This window comes from Pseudomonas zhanjiangensis (assembly GCF_041027545.1).
Lineage (GTDB): Bacteria > Pseudomonadota > Gammaproteobacteria > Pseudomonadales > Pseudomonadaceae > Aquipseudomonas > Aquipseudomonas zhanjiangensis.
Map to the genome: position 1 here is coordinate 106,645 of NZ_JBFTEG010000008.1, position 24,928 is coordinate 131,572.

The 24,928-nt window shown below is 66.2% G+C and carries 24 protein-coding genes; 6 read left to right on the forward strand and 18 right to left on the reverse strand.

Features of this window, described 5'->3' with window-relative positions:
* Positions 1-76: 76 nt before the first annotated feature.
* From AB5S05_RS11830 to ccoN (AB5S05_RS11880), 11 genes are all read right to left on the reverse strand, one after another.
* Positions 77-2,476, reverse strand: coding sequence for a heavy metal translocating P-type ATPase (locus AB5S05_RS11830; protein ID WP_369287724.1), 2,400 nt, complete (start codon positions 2,474-2,476; stop codon positions 77-79).
* A 24-nt stretch (positions 2,477-2,500) separates the two neighbouring features.
* The gene (locus AB5S05_RS11835; protein ID WP_369287725.1) at positions 2,501-3,007 is read right to left on the reverse strand and encodes a FixH family protein; all 507 of its coding nucleotides are present in this window, start codon (positions 3,005-3,007) and stop codon (positions 2,501-2,503) included.
* A gap of 15 nt (positions 3,008-3,022) precedes the next feature.
* Positions 3,023-4,429 carry a cytochrome c oxidase accessory protein CcoG gene (ccoG, locus tag AB5S05_RS11840; RefSeq protein ID WP_369287726.1) on the reverse strand — a complete coding sequence of 469 codons (1,407 nt, stop codon included), beginning with the start codon at positions 4,427-4,429 and terminating at the stop codon, positions 3,023-3,025.
* A gap of 137 nt (positions 4,430-4,566) precedes the next feature.
* Entirely contained in the window at positions 4,567-5,553 is a 987-nt protein-coding gene (gene ccoP, locus AB5S05_RS11845; RefSeq protein ID WP_369287727.1) for a cytochrome-c oxidase, cbb3-type subunit III, read from the reverse strand.
* Positions 5,550-5,738, reverse strand: coding sequence for a cbb3-type cytochrome oxidase subunit 3 (locus tag AB5S05_RS11850; protein ID WP_369287728.1), 189 nt, complete (start codon positions 5,736-5,738; stop codon positions 5,550-5,552). Before AB5S05_RS11850 ends, ccoP (AB5S05_RS11845) begins: the two co-directional genes overlap by 4 nt.
* Positions 5,739-5,744: 6 nt before the next feature.
* Positions 5,745-6,353 carry a cytochrome-c oxidase, cbb3-type subunit II gene (ccoO, locus tag AB5S05_RS11855; protein ID WP_369287729.1) on the reverse strand — a complete coding sequence of 203 codons (609 nt, stop codon included), beginning with the start codon at positions 6,351-6,353 and terminating at the stop codon, positions 5,745-5,747.
* On the reverse strand, positions 6,353-7,795 hold the full coding sequence (ccoN, locus tag AB5S05_RS11860) for a cytochrome-c oxidase, cbb3-type subunit I (protein ID WP_369287730.1): 1,443 nt from the start codon (positions 7,793-7,795) through the stop codon (positions 6,353-6,355). The genes ccoO (AB5S05_RS11855) and ccoN (AB5S05_RS11860) overlap by 1 nt, the downstream gene beginning before the upstream one ends.
* Before the next feature lie 364 nt (positions 7,796-8,159).
* A complete protein-coding gene (gene ccoP, locus AB5S05_RS11865) occupies positions 8,160-9,077 on the reverse strand; it encodes a cytochrome-c oxidase, cbb3-type subunit III (protein WP_369287731.1) in 918 nt (305 codons plus the stop codon).
* A complete protein-coding gene (locus AB5S05_RS11870) occupies positions 9,074-9,259 on the reverse strand; it encodes a cbb3-type cytochrome oxidase subunit 3 (RefSeq protein ID WP_369287732.1) in 186 nt (61 codons plus the stop codon). The genes ccoP (AB5S05_RS11865) and AB5S05_RS11870 overlap by 4 nt, the downstream gene beginning before the upstream one ends.
* Before the next feature lie 4 nt (positions 9,260-9,263).
* Positions 9,264-9,872, reverse strand: coding sequence for a cytochrome-c oxidase, cbb3-type subunit II (gene ccoO / locus AB5S05_RS11875; protein ID WP_369287733.1), 609 nt, complete (start codon positions 9,870-9,872; stop codon positions 9,264-9,266).
* Positions 9,872-11,311 carry a cytochrome-c oxidase, cbb3-type subunit I gene (ccoN, locus tag AB5S05_RS11880; RefSeq protein ID WP_369287734.1) on the reverse strand — a complete coding sequence of 480 codons (1,440 nt, stop codon included), beginning with the start codon at positions 11,309-11,311 and terminating at the stop codon, positions 9,872-9,874. Before ccoN (AB5S05_RS11880) ends, ccoO (AB5S05_RS11875) begins: the two co-directional genes overlap by 1 nt.
* Positions 11,312-11,415: 104 nt before the next feature.
* On the opposite strand from ccoN (AB5S05_RS11880), the gene AB5S05_RS11885 reads away from it, so the two are divergent.
* Positions 11,416-12,099 (forward strand): alpha/beta family hydrolase, encoded by a 684-nt coding sequence (locus tag AB5S05_RS11885; protein ID WP_369287810.1) that lies wholly within the window; start codon positions 11,416-11,418, stop codon positions 12,097-12,099.
* A 25-nt stretch (positions 12,100-12,124) separates the two neighbouring features.
* On the opposite strand, the gene AB5S05_RS11890 is transcribed toward AB5S05_RS11885, so the two are convergent.
* The 3 genes from AB5S05_RS11890 to acnA form a co-directional block, all read right to left on the reverse strand.
* Positions 12,125-12,604 carry a cyclic nucleotide-binding domain-containing protein gene (locus AB5S05_RS11890; RefSeq protein ID WP_369287735.1) on the reverse strand — a complete coding sequence of 160 codons (480 nt, stop codon included), beginning with the start codon at positions 12,602-12,604 and terminating at the stop codon, positions 12,125-12,127.
* 185 nt (positions 12,605-12,789) lie between these two features.
* Entirely contained in the window at positions 12,790-14,355 is a 1,566-nt protein-coding gene (locus AB5S05_RS11895; RefSeq protein WP_369287736.1) for a methyl-accepting chemotaxis protein, read from the reverse strand.
* 177 nt (positions 14,356-14,532) lie between these two features.
* Positions 14,533-17,277 (reverse strand): aconitate hydratase AcnA, encoded by a 2,745-nt coding sequence (gene acnA, locus AB5S05_RS11900; RefSeq protein ID WP_369287737.1) that lies wholly within the window; start codon positions 17,275-17,277, stop codon positions 14,533-14,535.
* 214 nt (positions 17,278-17,491) lie between these two features.
* On the opposite strand from acnA, the gene rlmM reads away from it, so the two are divergent.
* Positions 17,492-18,547 (forward strand): 23S rRNA (cytidine(2498)-2'-O)-methyltransferase RlmM, encoded by a 1,056-nt coding sequence (gene rlmM / locus AB5S05_RS11905; protein ID WP_369287738.1) that lies wholly within the window; start codon positions 17,492-17,494, stop codon positions 18,545-18,547.
* 13 nt (positions 18,548-18,560) lie between these two features.
* Here the strand turns inward: rlmM and AB5S05_RS11910 are convergent, their stop codons facing one another.
* The gene (locus AB5S05_RS11910) at positions 18,561-18,749 is read right to left on the reverse strand and encodes a hypothetical protein (RefSeq protein WP_369287739.1); all 189 of its coding nucleotides are present in this window, start codon (positions 18,747-18,749) and stop codon (positions 18,561-18,563) included.
* Positions 18,750-18,921: 172 nt separating this feature from the next.
* Between AB5S05_RS11910 and tusA the strand changes: the two genes are divergently transcribed.
* Positions 18,922-19,173, forward strand: coding sequence for a sulfurtransferase TusA (gene tusA, locus AB5S05_RS11915; protein WP_369287740.1), 252 nt, complete (start codon positions 18,922-18,924; stop codon positions 19,171-19,173).
* Positions 19,173-19,625, forward strand: a complete 453-nt coding sequence (locus AB5S05_RS11920; protein ID WP_369287741.1) for a gamma-glutamylcyclotransferase family protein — start codon at positions 19,173-19,175, stop codon at positions 19,623-19,625. The genes tusA and AB5S05_RS11920 overlap by 1 nt, the downstream gene beginning before the upstream one ends.
* Here the strand turns inward: AB5S05_RS11920 and AB5S05_RS11925 are convergent.
* A complete protein-coding gene (locus AB5S05_RS11925) occupies positions 19,583-20,677 on the reverse strand; it encodes a DUF3080 family protein (RefSeq protein ID WP_369287742.1) in 1,095 nt (364 codons plus the stop codon). The two genes, AB5S05_RS11920 and AB5S05_RS11925, sit on opposite strands and share 43 nt — an antisense overlap.
* Positions 20,674-22,065 carry an MATE family efflux transporter gene (locus tag AB5S05_RS11930; RefSeq protein ID WP_369287743.1) on the reverse strand — a complete coding sequence of 464 codons (1,392 nt, stop codon included), beginning with the start codon at positions 22,063-22,065 and terminating at the stop codon, positions 20,674-20,676. The genes AB5S05_RS11925 and AB5S05_RS11930 overlap by 4 nt, the downstream gene beginning before the upstream one ends.
* A 148-nt stretch (positions 22,066-22,213) precedes the next feature.
* On the opposite strand from AB5S05_RS11930, the gene pdxB reads away from it, so the two are divergent.
* Positions 22,214-23,362, forward strand: coding sequence for a 4-phosphoerythronate dehydrogenase PdxB (pdxB, locus tag AB5S05_RS11935; protein ID WP_369287744.1), 1,149 nt, complete (start codon positions 22,214-22,216; stop codon positions 23,360-23,362).
* A gap of 68 nt (positions 23,363-23,430) precedes the next feature.
* Here pdxB and AB5S05_RS11940 read toward each other — a convergent pair whose 3' ends face one another.
* A complete protein-coding gene (locus tag AB5S05_RS11940) occupies positions 23,431-23,604 on the reverse strand; it encodes a PA1571 family protein (protein WP_369287745.1) in 174 nt (57 codons plus the stop codon).
* A gap of 191 nt (positions 23,605-23,795) precedes the next feature.
* On the opposite strand from AB5S05_RS11940, the gene AB5S05_RS11945 reads away from it, so the two are divergent.
* Positions 23,796-24,911 carry an ATP-NAD kinase family protein gene (locus AB5S05_RS11945; RefSeq protein ID WP_369287746.1) on the forward strand — a complete coding sequence of 372 codons (1,116 nt, stop codon included), beginning with the start codon at positions 23,796-23,798 and terminating at the stop codon, positions 24,909-24,911.
* Positions 24,912-24,928 lie beyond the last annotated feature (17 nt).

Below are 24,928 nucleotides of genomic sequence, written 5' to 3' on the forward strand. Positions count from 1 at the left end.
GGATCGGGGCGCGTAGCTGTCGCGTTGCACATCCATGCTTGCAGCCCTACGGTGGATAGGTGCCGTGCGATCCAGTCTACGAGCGGGTCAGGCGCAGGGCGTTGAGCACCACCAGCAAGGAACTGAATGACATGCCCAGGGCGGCCCAGATTGGGGTGATCCAGCCCAGGGCGGCAACAGGCAGTACCAGGCCATTGTACAGGCTGGCCCAGACCAGGTTCTCGACGATGATCCGGCGGGTGCGCCGCGCCAGTTCGAAGGCGTGCAGCAGGCTGTCGAGACGGTTGGACAGCAGCACCGCGTCGGCGCTGGTCTTGGCCAGGTCGGTGGCACTGCCCATGGCCACGCTGATGTCGGCGCCGGCCAGCACGGGTACGTCATTGACGCCGTCACCGAGCATCAGCACCCGGTGGCCTTGCTCATGCAGTTTCTTCAGTTCCGCCAGTTTGGCATCCGGGGTCATGCCGCCGCGGGCCTGCTCGATGCCGAGCTGCGCGGCCACGGCCTGGACCATCGGCGAGCTGTCGCCAGACAACAGCAGCACCTGCCAGCCGCGCGCGCGGCAGGCGGCGAGCAGGGCAGGGGCATCGTCGCGCAGGCGGTCGTCGAGGACGAACCAGGCCAGCGGCCCCTGGGTATCGCCGAGCAGCAGCCACTGGCCCTGGGCGCCGGGAATAGCCGGGGCGTCCCGGCCGCTGAGCTGGCTGACGAAGTCGGCCTGGCCGATGCGCAACTGGCGGCCGCCGACCACTCCTTGCAGGCCGAGGCCGGGAACGCTGTCGACCCGCTCGGCGGCCTGGGCGGCGCGGCCGAAGGCGCGGGCAATCGGATGTTCGGAGCGGTTCTCCAGCGCGGCGGCCAGAGCCAGACAGGCATCCCCATCCAGCTCACCCAGCGGATGAATCGCACTGAGGGTCAGGCGGCCTTCGGTCAGGGTGCCGGTCTTGTCGAAGATGACCGTGTCGATCTGGTTGAGTCCTTCCAGCACATGGCCGCGGGTGAGCAACAGGCCGAGCTTGTGCAGGGTGCCGGTGGCGGCGGTCAGCGCGGTCGGCGTGGCCAGCGCCAGGGCGCAGGGGCAGGTGGCGACCAACAGTGCCAGCACCACCCAGAAGGCGCGGCTGGGGTCGATCTGCCACCAGACCAGGCCGACCAGGGCGGCCGTGACGAGGACCACCAGCAGGAACCATTGGGCAACCCGGTCGGCCAGCTCGGCCAGGCGTGGCTTGTCGCTTTGAGCGCGTTCGAGCAGGCGGACGATCGCCGACAGCCGCGTGGCGTCGCCGAGCGCCTGCACCTGCACGGTCAGCGGGCCCTCGACGTTGAGGGTACCGGCGGTGACTTGATCGCCGGTGGCCCGTGCTTGCGGCAGATACTCGCCGGTCAGCAGGGACTCATCGATGCTCGACTGGCCGGCGAGGATGCGGCCGTCGGCGGGCATCAGCGCGCCCGGGGGGACCAGCACCCGATCGCCGACCGCCAACTCGCTGAGCAGCACGCGCTGGCTGTGGCCCTCGTCGTCCAGGCGCAAACAGGAGGCCGGCAGCAGGTTGACCAGCTGCGCGGTGGCCGCCGCCGTGCGCTCCCGCGCACGGCGTTCGAGGTAGCGTCCGGTGAGGAGGAACAGGGCGAACATGCCCACCGCATCGAAGTACAGTTCGCCCTGGCCGGTGACGGTCGACCAGATCCCGGCGACATAGGCGCCGCCGATCGCCAGCGACACCGAGACGTCCATGCTCAGGTGGCGGGTACGCAGGTCGCGCAGGGCGCCGCGGAAGAACTGGCCGCAGCAGTAGAAGACGATCGGCGTGGTGAGAAACAGGCTGACCCAGCGCAGGATCTTGTCCAGCTCCGGGCTCAGGTCGACGTTGAACTCCGGCCAGGTAGCCATGGTGGCCATCATCACCTGCATCCACAGCATGCCGGCCACGCCCAGCTCGCGCATGGCCCGGCGGTTCTCCTGTGCCAGCTGTTCGGCGGCGCTGTCGGCCTGCCAGGGGTGGCCGGCGTAGCCGATCCGGCGCAACTCCTTGAGCAGCGCGCTGAGGGGGAGCTGGCTGTCGGCCCAGCGTACCTGCAGGCGGTGGTTGGACAGGTTGAGGCGGGCCTCGGCGACGCCCGGCAGGCTGCGCAGGTGTTTCTCGATCAACCAGCCGCAGGCCGCGCAGCTGATGCCTTCGATCAGCAGGCAGGTTTCGCTCAGTTCGCCCTGGTGCTGCACGAACGGCTGCTGCACTTCGGCGCGGTCGAACAGGGCCAATTCGTCGGGCAAGGCCTGAGGCAGGTTCTGCGGGTTGGCGGCGGTGTCGCTGCGGTGCTTGTAGTAGTGCTCCAGGCCGCCGGCGACTATGGCCTCGGCCACGGCCTGGCAGCCGGGGCAGCACAGCTCACGGGGCGCGCCCAGCACCTGGGCGCGAAAGCGGCTGCCGGCGGGAACCGGCAGGCCGCAATGGAAGCAGGGAGTCGGGCTAGCCATCGAGTTGCGGTCGTGCGCCTGCCGTCACTGCTGGTGGCCGAGCAGAATGGTCCTGCCGGGCTCCAGGGTCTGTTCCTCGAACAGCCGCCAGTCCTTGCCGCCTTCCTGGCCGATCAGTTCGACGAAGCGCCGGCCTTCGACCGCATCCTGCATCTGCCCGCGATACAGTCCCTGGCCCTGGGGCTGGAGGATGATCCGGCGGTCGCGCTCCGGTTGGGTCGGCGAGATCAGGTTGAGCACCAGTTGCGCCGGGCCGCTGAAGCCCTGCAGGCGCAACTCGGCGGTCCCCGTCTCCTGATCCAGCACGAGGCTGGCGCGCAACTGCAGTTGTTCGGCGAGTTTTTCCCGCTCCAGCGACTGGTTGATGCCCTTGCCAACATCGTAATAGTCGTCGGAAATCAGCCCGGGCGGGTTGCGCGTGGCGAATACCAGCATCGACCCGCCTTGCACGACCGACAAGCCCAGCAGGCCGATGATGAACCAGGGCCAGAACTGCTTGTACCAGGGTTTGATGAGTGTTTCGTCAGCCATGCTGTATCTATCTCGTTAGCGAACGCTGGGGCCGATGAAGCGGCTGTCGGCGTCATTGTTGATGCTCGCGTCGTCGATGGAACGAACACGGAACATGATTTCGTTGGTGCTCGAAGGCAGCTTCTCCGGTTCTATCGACAGTTCGATCGGCAGCGACAGCACTTCGCCGGCCTGGGCCGTGATTTCGCGCTTGCCTTCGTAGACCAGGCCGTCCAGGCCATCGGCTTCGATCAGGTAGGTCACATCGCGCTGCGCCTTGTTCATGATCTTCAGGGTGTAGACGTTCTCGATCCGCCCCTGTTCGTTCTCGCGGTAGAGCACGCGGTCCTTGATCACATCGAGCTCGACCAGCGAACGCTCGGCCACGGCCCAGGCGAACAGGCCCATCATCGCCACCAGGGCAACCGCATAGCCGATCAGCCGCGGCCGCGCCAGGTGGGTCTTCTTGCCGGACAGGTTGTGCTCGGTGGTATAGCTGATCAGCCCCTTCGGATAGTTCATCTTGTCCATGATGCTGTCGCAGGCATCGATACAGGCCGCGCAGCCGATGCATTCGATCTGCAGGCCATCGCGGATGTCGATGCCGGTGGGACAGACCTGCACGCACATCTTGCAATCGATGCAGTCGCCCAGGCCCATGGCCTTGTAATCGGCGTCCTTCTTGCGCGGGCCGCGATGCTCGCCGCGGCGTGGGTCGTAGGAGACGATCAGGGTGTCCTGGTCGAACATCACGCTCTGGAAGCGCGCATAGGGGCACATGTAGATGCACACCTGTTCGCGCAGCCAGCCGGCGTTGCCATAGGTGGCCAGTGTGAAGAAACCGACCCAGAACACCGCCCAGCCACTGGCTTCGAGGGTGAACAACTCGCCGATCAGATCGCGGATAGGGGTGAAGTAGCCGACGAAGGTGATGGCGGTGGCCAGCGAGACGCCGACCCAGATGCTGTGCTTGGCGACCTTGCGCGCCAGCTTTTGCCCGGTCAGCGGCGCCTTGTCCAGCTTGATGCGCTGGTTGCGATCGCCCTCGGTGACTTTCTCCGCCCACATGAATACCCAGGTGAACACGCTTTGCGGGCAGGTGTAACCGCACCAGACGCGGCCGGCGAACACGGTAATGAAGAACAGGCCGAAGGCGCAGATGATCAGCAGCCAGGACAAGAGGACGAAGTCCTGTGGCCAGTAGGTCGAGCCGAAGATGTAGAACTTGCGCTCGGGCAGGTTCCACCAGACGGCCTGGCGACCATTCCAGGTCAGCCAGACGGTGCCGAAATAGAGCAGGAACAGGAAGGCGCCACCGAGCATGCGCAGGTTGCGAAAGATGCCGGTGAAGGCGCGGGTGTAGATTTTCTCGCGGTTGGCGTAGAGGTCGACCGTATCGGCCTTGGCAGGGGTGACGTCTTTAACGGGAATCTGTGCGCTCATCAGTGGGGTACCGCAGCGGTTGATTGGCTGCCCCGACCGATACATGCCGGTCGGGGTCAATTCACGATAACGCTATGGTACGCCTGAGAGGCCCTGCCCGGGTGCGACCGTGGGTCGCGTCCGGGCAGGCGGAGAGATTATTTCTCCTGGGTTTGGTGCGACAGGCTGTACACATAGGCCGCCAGCAGGTGCACCTTGTCATTGCCAAGGAAGTCCTGCTGGGCTGGCATTCGGCCGTTACGGCCATAGCGCAGGGTTTGTTGTACCTGAGCGAAGCTCGAGCCGTAGAGCCAGGTCTTGTCGGTCAGGTTCGGCGCGCCGAAGCTGTGTTGGCCCTGGGCGTCGGCACCATGACAGACTGCACAATTGGTCTTGAAGATGTCTTGACCTGCGGCAATGTCGGCGTCGATCCCTTCGGGGGTCTTCAGGCCCGACAGGCTGCGCACATAGGCCGCGACGTTCTTGATGCCTTGCTCGCCGAGGCTGTCCTTCCAGGCCGGCATGGCCGCCTGACGACCGCCCATGATGGTGGTCTTGATGGTTTCAGGCTCGCCGCCGTACAGCCAGTCGTTGTCGGTCAGGTTGGGGAAGCCGTAGGCGCCCTTGGCGTCGGAGCCGTGGCAGACCGAGCAGTTGGAGGCGAACAGGCGACCACCCATCTTCAGGGCCTGCTCGTCCTGAGCGACCTGTTCGATCGGCATGGCGGCATACTTGGCGAAGATCGGTCCGTACTGCTCCTCGGCCCTGGCCATTTCCTTTTCCCACTGGTGCACGCCGGTCCAGCCGCCGTTGCGCACGCCGTCGGCAACCTGGACGTTGGCGGCGAAGGGGGTCTTGGCCTCGTTGTCCAGGTACTGGTAGCCCGGCAGCAGGCCCTTCCAGTTGCCCAGGCCCGGGTACAGGGCCAGGTAGCCCAGGGCGAAGACGATGGTGGCGACAAACAGCAGGAACCACCACTTGGGCAACGGATTGTCGAATTCCTCGATGCCATCGAACTCGTGGCCGACCGTCTGGTCGGTGGTCTCCTGGCGCTGCCCCTTGCGGGTGCCGAAGATCAGCCAGGTCAGGGCGAAGATGGTGCCGAGGGAGAGGATTGTTACGTACCAACTCCAGAACGTGGTCATTGGTTTTTGCTCCTGGAAGATTGCTCGTCACGCTCGTTGGGTTTGGGCTCTTCGTCGGCGAAGGGCAGGTTGGCTGCCTCGTCGAAGTTGGATTTGCGCTTGCTGCTATAGGCCCAGAGCACAACGCCGATAAAGGCGATGAACACCACTGCCGTGCCTAAGCCGCGAATAGTCCCGATATCCATCGTGCGTTACCGTTTGGTGGTGATCGAGGTGCCGAGAACCTGCAGGTACGCGACCAGCGCGTCCATTTCGGTCTTGCCCTTCACGGCGTCCTTGGCTCCGGCGATGTCTTCATCGGTGTAAGGAACGCCAAAGCCGCGCATGACTTCGATCTTCTTCGCGGTGTCCTTGCCATCGAGTTTGTTCTCGACCAGCCAGGGGTAGGACGGCATCTTCGATTCCGGTACCACGTTGCGCGGGTTGTACAGGTGGGCGCGGTGCCACTCGTCCGAGTAGCGGCCGCCGACCCGGGCCAGGTCCGGGCCGGTGCGCTTGGAGCCCCACAGGAAGGGGTGGTCCCAGACGCTTTCGCCGGCTACCGAATAGTGGCCGTAGCGCTCGGTCTCGGCGCGGAACGGACGGATCATCTGCGAGTGGCAGCCAACGCAGCCGTTGGCGATGTAGACGTCACGGCCTTCGAGTTGCAGCGCGGTGTAGGGCTTGAGGCCCTCCACCGGCTCGTTGGTGACATCCTGGAAAAACAGCGGGACGATCTGGGTCAGGCCACCGATGCTGACGGCGATCACCATCAGCAGCGCCATCAGGCCGATATTCTTCTCGATGATTTCGTGTTTCATCAGTGCGCTACTCCGGCAGGAATCTGTGCGGCCGCGTCATATTCAGACGCCTTGGCGGCACGCACGGTGCGGAAGGTGTTGTAGGCCATCAACAGCATGCCGGTGACGAAGAAGGCGCCGCCGATCATCCGTACCACGAAGCCAGGGTGGCTGGCCTCCAGGGCTTCGACGAAGGAGTAGGTGAGGGTGCCGTCTTCGTTGACCGCGCGCCACATCAGACCCTGGGTGATGCCGTTGACCCACATCGAAGCGATGTAGAGCACGGTGCCGATAGTGGCCAGCCAGAAGTGGGCGTTGATCAGGCCGATGCTGTGCATCTGCTCGCGACCGTAGACCTTCGGGATCAGGTGGTACAGCGAGCCGATGGAGATCATCGCCACCCAGCCGAGGGCACCGGCGTGCACGTGGCCGATGGTCCAGTCGGTGTAGTGGGACAGGGCGTTCACCGTCTTGATCGCCATCATCGGGCCTTCGAAGGTGGACATGCCGTAGAAGGCCAGCGATACCACCAGGAAGCGCAGGATCGGGTCGGAACGCAGCTTATGCCAGGCGCCCGACAGGCTCATCATGCCGTTGATCATGCCGCCCCAGCTCGGCGCCAGCAGGATCAGCGACATCGCCATGCCCAGGCTCTGCGCCCAGTCCGGCAGGGCGGTGTAGTGCAGGTGGTGCGGGCCAGCCCAGATGTACAGGGTGATCAGTGCCCAGAAGTGCACGATCGACAGGCGATAAGAGTAGATCGGCCGCTCGGCCTGCTTGGGCACGAAGTAGTACATCATCCCCAGGAAGCCGGTGGTCAGGAAGAAGCCCACGGCGTTGTGGCCGTACCACCACTGGATCATCGCGTCGGTCGCACCCGAGTACATCGAGTAGGACTTGAACATCGAGACCGGCATTTCCATGCTGTTGACGATGTGCAGCAGCGCGGTCACCAGGATGAAGGCACCGAAGAACCAGTTGCCCACATAGATGTGCTTGGTCTTGCGCTTGACGATGGTGCCGAAGAACACCAGGGCGTAGCAGACCCAGACGATCCCGAGGAGGATGTCGATCGGCCACTCCAGTTCGGCGTATTCCTTGCTGCTGGTGTAGCCCATTGGCAGGGTGATCACCGCCAGCACGATGACTGCTTGCCAACCCCAGAAGGTGAAGGCGGCCAGACCGTCGGAGATCAGGCGAGCCTGGGTGGTGCGCTGAACCACGTAATAGGACGTGGCGAACAGGGCGCAGCCGCCGAAGGCGAAGATCACCGCGTTGGTGTGCAGGGGGCGCAGACGGCCGAAGCTGGTCCATTCCAAGCCTAGGTTGAGTTCAGGCCACACGAGTTGTGCGGCGATGAACACGCCTAGACCCATGCCGATGACTCCCCAAATCACCGTCATAACGGCGAATTGGCGAACCACCTTATAGTTATAAGCAGTCTGACTGATTGCTGTGCTCATGCTGGGTTCCACGGTTAATGGATGTTTTTAGGGGACAAAAAACGGCGGCAAGTATGTAGAAAGCAGGTAGCCATTGCAACGCCGCGAGCCAGCGCGGCCAGGCTTTCATGGGCTTTCGAAGGGGGTTCCAGCAGCAGCCGGAAGCGCCCTGTCACCGAAAAATGTGCCAGCGTAATGTCGCTCGATGAGGGGCCGCCCTAGAGTGATGGCGGCTAGCGACTGCTGAGAAGATTAGCTCAAGCAAAAAAATGCAAAAGCCATCGGTCGGGCAAGTGCGACGCTGCGTCGCACCTGATCTGGAGGGAAAATGGCCGACTGGCCAGGCTGGCGACGAGCACTGTCGCCAGCCTGGGGAGGCGCCGAGCTATTTCTGGCTCAGGCTGAGGACATAGGCGGCCAGCAGGTGCACCTTGTCGTTGCCCAGGTACTGTTCCTGAGCCGGCATCTGGCCGTTGCGGCCATAGCGGATGGTTTGCTGCAGCTGAGTCAGGCTCGAGCCATAGATCCAGCCGGCGGAGTGGGTCAGGTCCGGTGCGCCGAGCATGGGGTTGCCAGTGCCGGTGGTGCCGTGGCAGGCCACGCAGTTGCTGTTGAACAGCTGGGCGCCCTGTTCCAGGTCAACCTGGCTGTCGCTCGGCAGCGACAGGCCGGCCAGGTTGTGGCGCACATGGGCCGCGACCTGCTTGACCCCGTCATCGCCGAGGATCTGACCCCAGGCCGGCATCATGCCGTTGCGACCGTGCAGGATGCTGGTCTTGATGGTTTGGGCTTCGCCGCCCCAGCGCCAGTGCTGGTCGGTCAGGTTGGGGAAGCCCACTGCGCCCTTGGCGTCGGAGCCGTGGCAGATCGAGCAGTAGGTGGCGAACAGGCGACCGCCCATTTTCAACGCCTGCTCGTCCTTGGCCACCTCTTCCAGGGGCATGGCCGCATATTTGGCGAAGATCGGCCCGTAGAGCTCCTCGGCCTTGGCCTCTTCGCGTTGCCACTGGGCAACCTGGGTCCAGCCGTTCTCATAGCCCGGCAGCATGCCTTTCCAGTTGCCCAGGCCCGGATACAGCGCCAAGTAGACAATGGCGAACAGCAGGGTGGCGATGAACAGCATGAACCACCACTTGGGCAGCGGGTTGTCGTACTCCTCGATGCCATCGAAGGAGTGGCCCATGGTGGTGTCGGTTTCGCCCTTGTGCGTCTCGCTCTTGCGGGTGGCGAAGATCAGCCAGAACAAGGCGAGCAGGGTGCCGATGGTCAGCGCCGTGATGTACCAGCTCCAGAAAGTGCTCATGGGGTGTTGCTCCTCGATGCGGCAGTCATGGGTTCGTCGGCAAACGGCAGGTGCGCGGCTTCGGCAAAGGCGCTCCGGCGTTTTGCGCTGTAGGCCCAGAGGCAGACGCTGGTGAAGGCCAGCAGGACCAGGGCGGTGCCTATGCCGCGCAGGGTGCCGATATCAATGATGTCGAAGGCCATGTCCCTACCTCTTGTTCTTGACGGCAGTGCCGAGCACTTGCAGGTAGGCGACCAGCGCATCCATCTCGGACTTGCCCTGGACCGCTTCCTTGGCTCCGGCGATGTCGGCGTCGCTGTAGGGCACGCCGAGGGTGCGCATGGCCTGCAGCTTGGCGGCGGTGTCCTTGCCGTCCAGGCTGCTTTCGGTCAGCCAGGGGTAGGACGGCATCTTCGACTCGGGCACCACGTTGCGCGGGTTGTACAGGTGGGCGCGGTGCCACTCGTCCGAGTAGCGACCGCCGACCCGGGCCAGGTCCGGGCCGGTGCGCTTGGAGCCCCACAGGAAGGGGTGGTCCCAGACGCTCTCGCCGGCTACCGAGTAGTGACCGTAGCGCTCGGTCTCGGCGCGGAACGGGCGGATCATCTGCGAGTGGCAGCCGACGCAGCCCTCGCGGATATAGATGTCACGGCCTTCCAGTTGCAGCGCGGTGTAGGGCTTGAGGCCCTCGACCGGCTCGTTGGTGACGTCCTGGAAGAACAGCGGGACGATCTGGGTCAAGCCGCCGATACTCACGGCCAGCACCATCATCAGCGCCATCAGGCCGATATTCTTCTCGAGTGTTTCGTGTCTCATCAGTGGGCTCCTTCAACCGAAAACTGCGCGGCGGCTTCCAACTCGGCCGGCTTGCTGGCGCGCACCGTCTGCCAGACGTTCCAGGCCATCAGCAGCATGCCGCTGAAGAAGATCGCACCGCCGATGACCCGCACCACGAAGCCGGGGTGGCTGGCTTCCAGGGCTTCGACGAAGGAGTAGGTGAGGGTGCCGTCTTCGTTGACCGCACGCCACATCAGGCCCTGGGCGATGCCGTTGACCCACATCGAGGCGATGTAGAGTACGGTGCCGATGGTGGCCAGCCAGAAGTGGCCATTGATCAGGCCGACGCTGTACATCTCCTTGCGGCCGAATACCTTGGGGATCAGGTGATAGAGCGAGCCGATCGACACCATGGCGACCCAGCCTAGGGCGCCGGCGTGGACGTGACCGATGGTCCAGTCGGTATAGTGGGACAGGGCGTTGACGGTCTTGATCGCCATCATCGGGCCTTCGAAGGTGGACATGCCGTAGAAGGCCAGGGAGACCACCAGAAAGCGCAGGATCGGGTCGGTGCGCAGCTTATGCCAGGCGCCGGAGAGGGTCATCATGCCGTTGATCATGCCGCCCCAGCTGGGGGCCAGCAGCACCAGCGACATCACCATGCCCAGGCTCTGCGCCCAGTCGGGCAGGGCGGTGTAATGCAGGTGGTGCGGGCCGGCCCAGATGTACACGGCGATCAGCGCCCAGAAGTGCACGATCGACAGGCGATAGGAGTACACCGGGCGCTCGGCCTGCTTGGGCACGAAGTAGTACATCATCCCCAGGAAGCCGGCGGTAAGGAAAAAGCCCACGGCGTTGTGGCCGTACCACCACTGCACCATGGCATCGGTGGCGCCGGAATAGATCGAGTAGGACTTGGTCAGGGTCACCGGGATTTCTAGGTTGTTGACCAGGTGCAGCAGGGCCACGGTGAGGATGAAGCCGCCGAAGAACCAGTTGCCGACGTAGATGTGGCTGACCTTGCGCTTGATCACTGTGCCGAAGAACACGATCGCGTAGCTGACCCAGACGACGGTGATCAGGATGTCGATCGGCCATTCCAGCTCGGCGTACTCCTTGCTGGTGGTATAACCCAGTGGCAGGCTGATCGCCGCCAGGAGGATCACCAGTTGCCAGCCCCAGAAGGTGAAGGCGGCGAGCTTGGGCGCGAATAGGGTGGCTTGGGAGGTGCGCTGCACCGCGTAGTAGCTGGTGGCGAACAGCGCGCAGCCGCCGAAGGCGAAGATCACCGCGTTGGTATGCAGGGGACGCAGGCGGCCGAAGCTGGTCCACGGCAGGTCGAAGTTGAGCGCGGGCCAAGCCAGTTGCGCGGCGATCAGCACGCCGAGCCCCATCCCGACTATGCCCCACACCACCGTCATAATGGCGAATTGGCGAACCACCTTGTAGTTGTAGGCGGCACTGGTTGTTGTGTTCATGTCTGGGCTTCCATCCACGGTTATGGGCAGATCAATCGAAGGCGATCGGCCTGGTGCGTCCCGGCGGGCGCGCAGGTCGACGGACTCTTAAAAGCGAGGCAAGCATGAGCAAAGGGCAAAGTGCCGGTATTGACGAGGGTCAATGCTCGCAATGGCAGGCAACGGGGAACTGGTTATGGGATCTGCCCGCTGGCGAGCGCCGGGCAACGCTGATATTGGCCCATGGCGCGGGTGCGCCGATGGACAGCCCATTCATGCAGCAGATGGCGCAAAGCCTTGCGGCGCGGGGCATTGCGGTGCTTCGCTTCGAGTTCGACTACATGGCTGCCAGGCGTCTGGACGGCAAGAAGCGCCCGCCCAATCCGCAGGCCAGGCTGCTCGAACAATGGCGTGAGCGCTATGTTCAGGTGCGCCAACAGGTCGCAGGACCGCTGGCCATCGGCGGAAAGTCCATGGGGGGGCGCATGGCCAGCCTGCTCGCCGATGAACTGGGCGCCGATGCCCTGGTCTGCCTGGGTTATCCGTTCTACGCGGCGGGCAAGCCGGACAAGCCGCGCGTCGCGCACCTGGCCGGGCTGCGCACGCCGACCTTGATCGTGCAGGGCGAACGCGATGCCCTGGGCAACCGCCAGGCGGTGGCCGGCTATCCGCTGTCGGCGTCGATTCGGTTGCATTGGCTGGAGAGCGGCGATCACGACCTCAAGCCGCTGAAGCGTTCGGGCTTCAGTCATGAGCAGCATCTGGCTGCCGCGGCGCAGGCCGTCGCGGGGTTTCTCGGCGGCGACTAGTGGCGGGACGACCGGCCAGGCGCGCTTAGGCTGTTTCGGTCGGCGGACGCAGAATGCAGTAGCTGAGAAAGCGGCTCATGTCCCGGGAAAGGTTGATGAAGAAGATGCTGAACTGTTGGCTGTCCAGTTCCTGCAGCCTGGCCAGTCCCTGGCTGGTGATTTTCAGCACGATGCACTCGCTGGCCGCCTCACCGCTCAGCAACCGCGGGCGCATCGCCAGCATGGCGGGAAATCCGATGCTTTCACCATCGCCACCGATATGGGTGATCTGCCGGCCGGCCTCGCCGTCCTGGTAGATCGTCATGCGCCCCTGGAGAATCACGAAGAAGCAGTCGGCGACTTCACCCTGGCGGTAGAGCGTTTCGCCCGGCGTCAGCCTGAGCAGCTCGCCGGTGGCCAGCACTTGCTCGAGGAAGCTGTCCGACAAGGCGCCGAATGCGGACATCTGCTTGAAGGCCTCGGCAGGAAGGGTAGCGCTGAGTGCAGCCAGGTCGAGCGTTTGCATGCAATGGCACTCCATGGGGAGTGGCTTTCGGGGCGCGGGCGAGCGGCTTCGCCGTCAGGGCTTCTGGGTGCTGGCGATTGCGGGGAAGCCCTGCAGGCAGTATAGGCCCTGGCGATCGAAGGCCGACAGCGCCGGGGCGAAGGAGGGAAGGCGCACCGGTTGGGCCCGGTGCGCCCTTGCCGCGCTTAGCGGTTGAAGCGTTCCACCAGGGCGTACTGGTCCTGGGCGGTGTTGGTCAGCTCGGCGCTCAGACGCACCGTGCCCTGGGCTTCCTGGGAGGTCTGGTCGGCCAGCTGGGCGATATTGGTGATGTTCTGGTTGATCTCGTCGGCCACCGCGCTCTGCTCCTCCGCGGCGGCGGCGATCTGGTTGGCCATGTCGGCGATATTGGCCACCGCGTCGCTGATCCCGGCCAGGGCCTGGTCGGCTTGCTGTACCCGCTCGACGCCGTCGTCGGCCTGCTTGCGACCGATTTCCATGGTCATCACGGCTTCCTCGGCCGTGCGCTGCAGCTTGGCGATCAGCTGATGGATCTGCCCGGTGGATTCGGCGGTGCGCTGCGCCAGCGAGCGCACCTCATCGGCCACCACGGCGAAGCCGCGGCCCATCTCGCCGGCCCGCGCCGCCTCGATCGCGGCGTTGAGCGCGAGCAGGTTGGTCTGGTCGGCGATGCCCTTGATCACATCGACCACGCCGCCGATCTCGTTGCTGTCCTGAGCCAGGCGGGTGACGGTCTCGCCGGTGTCGCCGACCGACTGCGACAGGCGCTGGATCGCTTCACGGGTTTCCGCGGTAATGCTGCGGCCCTGGCTGGTCAGGCGGTTGGCTTCCTGGGTGGCGATGGCCGTACGGGCCACGTTGCTGGCCACTTCGAGGGTGGTGGCGGCCATTTCGTTGATCGCGGTGGCGACCTGTTCGGTTTCCTGGCGCTGGCGATCCAGGCCGGTGGAACTGCTGTGCGCCAGGCTGTCGGCCTGCCGTGCCTGGTTGGTCAAGTGCTCGGCGCTGTCCTGCAAGCGGGTCAGGCAGGTCTTCAGGCGTGCGTCCTGGCTGAGCATGGCCATTTCCAGACGGCCCTGGTCACCGCGACTGTCGGTGTACATCTGGGCGATCAGCGGGTCAGAGGTGGTTTGCTCGGCGAGCGCCAGCAGGCGCTTGATGCCGCGGTTCTGCCAGGCCAGGCCGGCCAGGCCCAGGGGGATCGACAGCGCGGCGGCGGCGGCGAAGCCCCAGCTGGAGTCGAGCCAGGCGCCGATCAGGAAGCCGATCTGGCTGACCAGGATGAACGGCAGCCAGTCCTGCAGCACCGGCAGCCAGCTGTCGCGCTTGGGAATCGGCGATTTGCCGGCATTGATCCGCTGGTACAGGGCCTCGGCGCGACGCACCTGCTCGGCAGTCGGCTTGACCCGCACCGATTCGTAGCCGACCAGCTGGTTGTTTTCCAGCACCGGCGTGGCATAGGCATTGACCCAGTAGAAATCGCCGTTCTTGCAGCGGTTCTTGACGATGCCCATCCACGGCTTGCCCTGCTTGAGGGTGGCCCACATGTGGCCAAACACCGCTGGCGGCACGTCCGGGTGGCGCACCAGGTTGTGCGGCGCGCCCATCAGTTCTTCGCGGCTGTAGCCGCTGATCGCGATGAAGGCGTCGTTGCAGTAGGTGATCTGGCCCTTGAGATCGGTGGTGGAAATCAGGCGTTGCTGGGCCGGAAAGCTGCGTTCACGCTGAGTGATGGGTTGATTATTGCGCATGGGGTCTCGTCCCTAAGGGAGGGGGGATACGATGTCATCGGCCTGGGTGGCCCGAAGTTGAGCGGAAATTTTGTCCGACAGTGTAACGGGATCGCGTGCGACATCCCATTTCTGCGCGCGACAGCAGGCAACAAAAAACGGGTAGGGGACGTGGCCCTTACCCGTCTGGATTGGGCCTCAGCCAGCGATCAGCTGGCGCAGCACATAATGCAGGATGCCGCCGGCCTTGAAGTACTCGACCTCGTTGAGGGTGTCGATGCGGCACAGCAGTTCGGCGCTGTCGTGCGAGCCGTCGGCGCGGACGATCTCCAGCATCAGGCTCATGTGCGGATGCAGTTCGACGCCATCCAGGCCGCAGATGCTCAGGGTTTCCTGACCAGTCAAATCAAGGGTCTTGCGATCGCGGCCGGGTTTGAACTGCAGGGGCAGCACGCCCATGCCGACCAGGTTGGAGCGGTGGATGCGCTCGAAGCTCTCGGCGATCACCGCCTTGATCCCCAGCAGGTTGGTGCCCTTGGCTGCCCAGTCGCGGGACGAACCGGTGCCGTATTCCTTGCCGGCGATCACCAGCAGCGGCGTACCGGCGGCCTGGTAGCGCATGGCCGCCTCATAGATCGACAGCTTTTCGCCGCTGGGCAGGTGCAGGGTGTTGCCGCCTTCCTCGCCGCCGAGCATCTCGTTCCTGATACGGATATTGGCGAAGGTGCCGCGCATCATCACCTCGTGGTTGCCGCGGCGCGAGCCGTAGGAGTTGAAGTCCTTGGGCTCCACGCCTTGCTCGCGCAGGTAGCGCCCGGCCGGGCTGTCGGTCTTGATCGAGCCGGCCGGGGAGATGTGGTCGGTGGTGACCGAGTCGCCGAGCAAGGCAAGGATGCGCGCTTGGTGGATATCGCCGATATGCGGCGGCGCATCGGCGATATTCTCGAAAAACGGCGGGTGCTGGATATAGGTGGAGTCCGCCTGCCAGGCGTAGGTGTCGGCCTCGGGGACCTCGATGGCCCGCCATTGTTCGTCGCCGTCGAACACGGCCGCGTACTCCTTGTCGAACATCGCGGTTTCCACCTGCTTGACCGCTTCGGCGATCTCGCCCTGGGTCGGCCAGATGTCCTTGAGGTAGATGGCCTGGCCATTGTCCTTGCGGTGGCCGATGGGTTCCTTGGCGATGTTCATGCGCACGGTGCCGGCCAGGGCGTAGGCCACCACCAGCGGCGGGGAGGCCAGCCAGTTGGTCTGCACCAGCGGGTGCACGCGGCCTTCGAAGTTGCGATTGCCCGAGAGCACCGAGGCGACGGTCAGCGAGTTGTCCTGGATGGCTAGCTCGATCGGCTCGAGCAGCGGGCCCGAGTTGCCGATGCAGGTGGTGCAGCCATAGCCGACCAGATCGAAACCCAGCTCGTTCAGGTAGGGGGTCAGGCCAGCGGCATCCAGGTATTCGGTCACCACCTTGGAGCCCGGTGCCAGAGAACTCTTGACCCAGGGCCGGCGCTGCAGGCCGTTGATCACGGCCTTCTTGGCCAGCAGACCGGCGGCCATCATCACGCTGGGGTTGGACGTGTTGGTGCAGGAGGTGATGGCGGCGATCACCACCGCGCCGTCCTTGAGCCGGTGGGTCTGGCCCTCGTGGTGATAGTCAGCCTCGCTGACCTGGGCCGAGGCGCCGACCGCAGCGCCGCCACCGCCCTCGCTGAGCAGGCGGTCTTCCTCCTTCGGTGCGGGATGCAGGTGCAGGCCCATGAACTCGTCGAAGCTGCGGCTGACCTCGGCCAGGGGCACCCGGTCCTGCGGGCGCTTGGGCCCGGCCAGGCAGGCCTCGACGCTACCCATGTCCAGCTCCAGACTGTCGCTGAATTGCGGGCTGTGGCCCTGCTCGCGCCACAGGCCCTGGACCTTGCAGTAGGCCTCGACCAGTTGCACGCCCGGTTCCGGGCGACCGGTCAGGCGCAGGTAGTCCAGGGTGACCGCATCGACCGGGAAGAAGCCGCAGGTGGCGCCGTACTCGGGCGCCATGTTGGCGATGGTGGCGCGGTCGGCCAGGGGCAGCTCGGCCAGGCCGTCGCCGTAGAACTCGACGAACTTGCCGACCACCCCCTTGCTGCGCAGCATCTGGGTCACGGTCAGGACCAGATCGGTGGCGGTGATGCCTTCCTTCAGCTTGCCGCTCAGCTTGAACCCGACCACCTCGGGGATCAGCATCGACACCGGTTGGCCGAGCATGGCCGCCTCCGCCTCGATGCCGCCCACGCCCCAGCCGAGCACGCCCAGGCCGTTGATCATGGTGGTGTGCGAGTCGGTGCCGACTAGGGTGTCGGGGAAGGCCAGGGTCTGGCCGTCCTGTTCCTGGGTCCAGACCGTGCGGCCGAGGTATTCCAGGTTGACCTGGTGGCAGATGCCGGTGCCCGGCGGCACCACGCGGAAGTTGTCGAAGGCATGCTGGCCCCAGCGCAGGAAGGCGTAGCGCTCGCCATTGCGCTGCATCTCCATGGCCACGTTCGCCTCGAAGGCGGCCTTGGAGGCGAACTTGTCGACCATCACCGAGTGGTCGATCACCAGGTCGACCGGTGACAGCGGGTTGATCCGCTGTGGATCGCCGCCGGCCTTGGCCATGGCCTCGCGCATGGCGGCCAGGTCGACCACCGCCGGCACGCCGGTGAAGTCCTGCATCAGCACCCGCGCCGGACGATACTGGATCTCGCGCTCGGAGCTGCGGTTCTTCAGCCAGTCGCTCATGGCCTGCAGGTCGGCGCCCGTGACCGTGCTGCCGTCCTCCCAGCGCAGCAGATTCTCCAGCAGCACCTTGAGCGATATGGGCAAGCGGTCGATGTTGCCAAGGCGCTTCGCAGCGTCCGGCAGACTGAAATAATGGTAGGTCTGGTCGCCGACCTTGAGCTCTCGGCGGCAGTTGAGACTATCTAGGGAAGGCATCGCGCATCTCCTCGCTGTAGGTGCTGTCAGGCCAGGTATCTACTCAAGCCTAGTAGGCTGGCGGCTGCATGGGGCGGTGGCCGGCAGTTTGCCGCCGCAGCCGTGGTGCGCTCGCCGCGCGATGCCGGAGCCAGCCCTGGGCGCAGCTGCAGCGGCCGATGACGCCCCTGCAACGATCGACTCGGCTATCATGCGCGCCTTGAGGAGAGTCCCGATGAATACTTTGCTACTGCACTGCCGCCCCGGTTTCGAGAACGAGGTGTGTGCGGAGATCGCCGAGCACGCCGCGCGGCTGGACGTGGCGGGCTACGCCAAGGCCAAGCCGGCTACGGCCTGCGCCGAATTTATCTGCAGCCAGGCCGATGGCGCGGAGCGTCTGATGCGTGGCCTGCGCTTCGATCAGCTGATTTTCCCTCGGCAGTGGGCGCGCGGCCGGTTCGTCGCACTGCCGGAAACCGACCGGATCAGCGTGCTGCTGGAGCACCTGGCCGACTTCCCTACGTGCGGCAGCCTGTGGCTGGAAGTACTGGATACCAACGACGGCAAGGAACTGTCGAACTTCTGCAAGAAGTTCGAGGCGCCGCTGCGCAAGGCGTTGGGCAAGGCCGGCAAGCTGGTGGACGATGCAAAAAAACCGCGCCTGCTGCTGACCTTCAGGAGCGGGCGCGAGGTGTTCGTCGGCCTGGCCGAGGCGAACAATTCGGCGCAGTGGCCCATGGGCATTCCGCGCCTGAAGTTCCCTCGCGAGGCGCCAAGCCGTTCGACCCTCAAGCTGGAGGAGGCTTGGCACACCTTCATCCCGCGCGAGCAGTGGGAGGAGCGTCTGTCGGACGAGATGACCGGGGTCGACCTCGGCGCCGCGCCGGGTGGCTGGACCTACCAGCTGGTGCGCCGGGGCATGCTGGTGACCGCCATCGACAACGGGCCCATGGCCGAGAGCCTGATGGACACCGGCCTGGTCCAGCACCTGATGGTCGACGGCTTCACCTGGAAGCCCAAGCAGCCGGTGGACTGGATGGTCTGCGACATCGTCGAGAAGCCCGCGCGCACGGCGGCCATGCTGGAAACCTGGATCGGCGAGGGCCACTGTCGTGAGGCGGTGGTCAACCTCAAGCTGCCGATGAAGCAGCGCTACGCCGAGGTACGACGCCTGCTGCAGCGCCTCGAGGACGCCTTCGCGGCGCGCAAGATCCGGGTGTCGATCGCCTGCAAGCAGCTCTACCACGATCGCGAGGAAGTGACCTGCCACCTGCGCCGGCTGGGCAAGTAGCCGGCCGCGGGGCTCAGGTCGTATCGGCGCCGCGCGCAGGCTGACGCCTGACCCAGTAGCTCTGCTTGTGCCCGCGCGCCTCGAACTCGCGGGCCAGGGCATCGGCGGCGGCCCGGCTGAGGCCCGAGCGGACGACGAACTCGTTGCCGTTGTCGTCCAGGCGAACCAGGCACCACTGATCCTCCCGGGAGGGGATTGGCATGCTCGGGACCTCCACGCGGCGGACACAGCCGCTGACGTTTGTCGATTGACTCTGATCAGTGTGCCGCGGCCTGCGCGCGCATCCTGGCCGGTCCGACGGACTGCCGCTTGGTTGAAGGTGACCTCGGGGTCAGCTTTGCGCGACAATGGCCTTCTGTTTCTGGAGCCAGCCGATGCCTTTGTCCCCCGACACCCTTCACGATGACCTTCTCGACGCCAGCGGGCTCAACTGCCCCGAGCCGGTGATGATGCTGCACAACAAGGTGCGCGACCTGCCGCCCGGCGGCCTGCTCAAGGTGATCGCCACCGATCCCTCGACCCGCCGCGACATTCCCAAGTTCTGCGTGTTCCTCGGCCATGAGCTGCTGGAGCAGGCCGAAGATGCCGGCACCTACCTCTACTGGATTCGCAAGAAGGCCGACTGATGGGCTGGTATTTCGCCTACGGCTCGAACATGAACCCGGCGCGCATGCAGGCGCGCGGCTTGATTGTCCACGAGGCCATGTCCGGCCATCTGCCGGGCTTTGCCCTGTGCTTCAACAAGCGTGCAATGGACCGTCCCGGCTGTGCCTACGCGAATATTCGCCACCATCGCGATGGGGTGGTCGAGGGCGTGCTCTATCGCCTGGCGGCGCTGGAGGAGATCGGCAAGCTCGACCCGTTCGAGGGCACGCCGATCTATTACAGCCGCGAGCGGCTGCCGATCATTACCGCCAATGGCGTGCAGCCGGCCTGGGTGTATATCGCCAACCCGGCCTTTCGCCAGGAAGGGCTGCTGCCGGCCAGCGATTACCTGGATCACCTGCTGGCCGGGCGTGAATTCCTTTCCGAAGCCTACTGGTCGCGGCTGGCGGCCTGGCCGTCCCAACCGGCCTGACCGGGCGCCAGGCCGCAACTGCGCAAGGTCTCTTGCCAGGCGCGTACATGCCTGGCCGTCGCCGCCTGGAAATCGGCCCACAGCGAGTCGTCGGCGCCGGCCAGTTCGAGCAGGTAGCGGCGGGTCGCCGGCGGGACCTGCTCCAGCTCGCTCAGGCGACGCAGGCTGGCGCTCCAGCGTTGTCCACGCTGGTCCACCAGCGCCAGATAGGGCTGCAGGACACCGGCGTAGTACTTGACGAAGATGTTCTGCAGGATGCGCCCGCGCGGCGTCGCCCGGCCCAGTGGACAGACGGGGCGCAGCCGCTGGCGGCTCTCCAACAGCTCGCTGGCCCGATTCAGGGTAGCGCCGAGACTGACCAGGCTGGTGATCAGCTGGCCACCCTGGGCGCTGCTGTGCAGGGCGAAGAACAGCGGGTCGAGCGCCGGTGTCGAGGGCGGCAAGGTCTCGGGCAAGGCACTGCCCAGGGCGGCCAGCTGCGCCAGGGCATCCAGCGTGGGGTCGTCCGCCGCGGTCTCGTCCGCCGCGCCGACGGGCAACGCCTGGTCGGCGAAGCGCAGGTAGTGTTCGACCTCCGGGCTGCCGTTGAGGGCATTCCAGAACACCGCCGGCAGCTGGGCACGCTTCTGCGCCGCCAGCTCCTCGAGCAGGGCGGGCAATTTATGGTCGTCGCTGCCGCGCAGGGCCGAGCGGCAGTCGTCCAGGGCGCGCAGCAGGTCGCCTTCATAGGCCAGACGGCTGCTGGGCTGCAGCTGTTTGCCGAGGCTGCTGTTGCGCAGGCTGATCTGCTGCTGCAGGCGCGGGCAGCGACGCACGTCGAGCAGCAGGTCGAGCAGGCCGATGCGCAGCTGGGCAATCTCGATCAGCCGATCGCGCCGTGCCGGCATGCGGTAGCGCGGCAGTTGCGCCGGGTCGAAGGGGGCGACCCCGGCACCTTCGACGCCGTTGTTCAGGCGCCGCAGGTAATCGGCCTGCAGGGCCAGGCCGTCGTCGGCCGGCTGGCAGGCCATCAGGGAGAGCAGGATCAGCAGGGCAGGCAGTCTGAGCGTCATCTGGCCAGCTTAGCCGCGCGGATGCGCCGCCGCGCGCTGGCGGCCAGACGGATCGCCAGCATCACCGCCGCGCAACTCAGGCCCACCACCAGACCCTGCCACAGGCCGCGCGGGCCGCTGGGCTCGCCAAACCAGCCGGTCAGGCCGAGGCTGTAGCCGACCGGCAGGCCGATGCCCCAGTAGGCGAACAGGGTCAGCAGCATGGTCACCCGGGTGTCCTGATAGCCGCGCAGGGCGCCGGCGGCGGTGACCTGGACCGCATCGGAGAGCTGGAACAGCGCGGCATACACGATCAGGGTCGCGGCCAGGGCGATCACCGCCGGGTCCGGGCTGTAGATCTGCACGATCTGCTCGCGCAGCAGCAGGATCAGGCTGGCCGACAGGCAGGCATAGGCCAGCGCGCTGGCCATGCCGACCCCGGCGGCGAAGCGCGCCTGGCGCGGCTCGCCGCGGCCCAGGGCCTGGCCGACCCGCACCGTGACCGCCATGCCCAGCGAGTAGGGGATCATGAACACCAGCGAGCTGAAGTTCAGGGCGATCTGGTGTCCGGCCACCACGGTGGCGCCGAGGCCGCCGATCAGCAGGGCGATCACCGCGAAGATGCTCGACTCGGCGAATACCGCGATGCCGATCGGCAGGCCGATCGACAGCAGGCGCCGGATGACCGGCCACTGCGGGCGGTCGAAGCGCTGGAACAGCTGGCTCGCCCGGTAGTAGGGCGCCCAGCGGACCCAGCCGAGCATGCCCAGCAGCATGAAGCTCATCACCAGGGCGGTGGCCCAGCCGCAGCCGACCCCGCCCATGGCCGGCAGGCCGAGCTTGCCGTAGATGAAGATGTAGTTCAGCGGAATGTTCAGCAGCAGCCCGCACAGGCCCAGGACCATGCTCGGGCGGGTGTGGCCCAGGCCGTCGCTGAAGCAGCGCAGCACGTGGTACAGGGCCACCGCCGGAAAGCCGCAGGCGACCGCGCGCAGATAGCCCATGGCCGGGGTGATCAGGTCGGGTTCGACGTCCATCAGGCGCAGCACCGCCTCGGCGTTCCACAGCAGCACGGCGGCGCTGCCACCCACGCTCAGCGCCAGCCACAGGGCCTGGCGCACCAGCGGACCGATGCTGGCCGGCTCGCCGGCACCGAAGCGCTGGGCCACCTTGGGCGTGGTGGCCAGGAGGATGCCGGTCATCAGCAGGAATACCGGCACCCAGATCGAGTTGCCCAGGGCCACCGCGGCCAGGTCGCGCGGGCCGACCCGGCCAGACATCAGGGTGTCGACGAAGCCCATGGCGGTGTGCGACAGCTGGGCGATGATGATCGGCGTGGCCAGCAGCAGCAGGCCGCGCAGTTCGCGGCGCCCGCGCTGCAGACGCGATTCGGCGGGTTGAGAGGTCATCCACTGGCGCTCTGGGAAAACCGCGTAGTCTACGCCCTGACACAACGGTCAGGAAACCGGCAAGCGGGGGGCTTGTGCCGGTTGCCCGCGGGGGCGACGTTGACGGCGGGCTGCCTTAGAATGGCGGCCTGACTTGCGGAGCCCTGCCATGCGAATTGTTGCCGACGAAAACATTCCCCTACTCGACGAGTTTTTCGCCGATTTCGGCGAGATTCGCCGCCTGCCCGGACGGGCCATCGACCGCGCGGCGCTGGGCGATGCCGAGCTACTGCTGGTGCGCTCGGTGACCCGGGTCGACCGGGCCCTGCTCGAGGGCAGCGCGGTGCGCTTCGTCGGCACCTGCACCATCGGCACCGATCACCTGGACCTCGACTATTTCCAGCAGGCTGGTATCGGCTGGGCCAGCGCACCCGGCTGCAATGCCCGCGGGGTGGTCGACTATGTGCTCGGCAGCCTGCTGGTGCTGGCCGAGCAGCAGGGCGTCGAGTTGGCGCAGCGGAGCTACGGCGTGGTCGGCGCCGGCCAGGTCGGCGCACGCCTGGTCGAGGTGCTGCGCGGCCTGGGCTGGCGGGTGCTGGTCTGCGACCCGCCGCGCCAGGCGGCCGAGGGCGGGGATTTCGTCAGCCTCGAGCAGGTGATCGCCGAGTGCGACGTGCTCAGCCTGCATACGCCGCTGACGCGCGAGGGCGCACATCCAACCCATCACCTGTTCGATGAGGCGCGTCTGGCCGCGCTCAGGCCCGGGGCCTGGCTGATCAACGCCAGTCGTGGCGCGGTGGTGGACAATGCGGCCCTGCGCGCGCTGCTTGGCCGGCGCGACGACCTGCAGGTGGTGCTGGATGTCTGGGAGGGCGAGCCGCAGGTGGATCTCGAGTTGGCCGGTCTGTGTCGCATCGCCACCCCGCATATCGCCGGCTACAGCCTGGACGGCAAGCTGCGCGGTACCGCGCAGATCTACCAGGCCGCCTGCCGTTATCTGGGGCGCGAGCAGACCCAGCACCTGGACGAGCTGATGCCGGCGCCCTGGCTGCCGGCGCTGAGCCTGGATGCCGCTGCCGCTGCCGCGCCGGCCTGGGCGCTGGCCACCGTCTGTCGTGCGGTGTACGACCCCCGGCGTGACGACGCCGACTTTCGCCGGAGCCTGAGCGGCGATGCGCCGCTGCGGCGCGCGGCCTTCGATGCGTTGCGCAAGCATTACCCGATGCGCCGCGAGATCGACGGTCTGCGCGTCAGTCTGCACGGCGAAGCGCCGCAGTTGGCGCAGCTGGTCAAGGCGCTGGGCGCAACGCTCTGCTGAGCCCGGGCTGTTCGCGGGCAGCAAGAAAAAGCCCAGGCATGGCCTGGGCTCGATGTGCGGTGGCTAGCTCAGTCGTGCTGTTCGGGCGGCGGCGCCAGGGAGTCCTTCTCCAGTTCGCTGCAGGCTTTCTGGACCATTTCCTCGGTAATGGCTATTTCATGGCCCTCGCCATCGATGATCGCACCGCCTACTGGCTGTTGCGGGTCGACGGGGTGCTCGGCGGTTTGCTTGGGCAGGCTCATGCTGGTCTCCTGAATCGAGGCGGATGCGCGCAGTCTAAAAGCGCCAGGTGAACGCGCGGTGACAATTGGGTTACCGGCGTCGGCCATCCGCCATACCATTGGATTCGCCAGTGACTCCACCTTCACTGTGCCAAAAAACACCAGGCGCTGGAAGCCGACCGACAGGTGGCCTGGGCGCAAACGAGGTACGCATGAGTAAGTTTCATCTGGGCTTGATCATCAACCCGCTCGCCGGGCTGGGCGGCCCGGCCGGGCTCAAGGGCAGCGACGGCATTGCCGAACAGGCGCTCGCCCTGGGCGTGCAGCCAAAGGCGGCGCAGCGCACCCGTATCGCCCTGGAGCAGTTGCTGGCGGTGCGCGAGCGCCTGGAGTTCCTGACCTTGCCCGGCGTCATGGGCGCCGAGCTGCTGGCCGAGATGGGCTTTGCCCACCGCACCCTGGGCGAGTTGGGCGCGGGGCCGAGCAGCGCCGCCGATACCCGCCGGGCAGTCGAGTTGCTGCAGGACGCCGGGGTCGCCCTGATCCTCTTCGCCGGCGGCGACGGCACCGCTCGGGACGTCTGCGCGGCGGTGCGCGAGGGCCAGCCGGTGCTGGGCATTCCGGCCGGGGTGAAGATCCAGTCCGGGGTCTACGCGATCAGTCCAAGGGCGGCGGGCGAGCTGACCCGGCGCCTGGTCGAAGGCGGCCTGGTGCGCCTGGCCAGCGGCGAGGTGCGCGACCTGGACGAGGCCGCTCTGCGCGAGGGCCGGGTCGCCGCGCGCTGGTACGGCGAGCTGTGCGTGCCGGAGGAGGGCGGCTACCTGCAGCAGGTCAAGCAGGGCGGCATGGAGTCCGAGGAACTGGTGCTCAGCGACCTGGCCGCCTGGCTGGAGGACAGCTGGGAGGCCGATGTGCGCTACATCTTCGGTCCGGGTTCGACCCTGCACGGCCTGGCGCAGAACCTCGGGCTGGAGACCACCCTGCTCGGCGTCGACGTGATCGAGAACGGCCGGGTGATCGCCCGCGATGTCCACGAGGCGCAGCTGTTCGAGCTGGTGCGCGAGCACCCGGCGCGCCTGCTGGTCACCGCCATCGGCGGCCAGGGTCATATCCTCGGCCGCGGCAACCAGCAGATCAGCCCGCGGGTGCTGCGGGCGGTGGGCCTGGATCAATTGCGGGTGGTGGCGACCAAGCGCAAGCTCGGCACCCTGCAGGGCCGGCCGCTGCTGGTCGACACGGGCGAGGTGCAGCTGGACGACGCCTTCCCCGATGCGGTGCGGGTCTGGGCCGGCTACCGGGAGGAGCTGCTGTATCCGCTGAGTCGCTAAGCGGCGGCTGTTGCTGG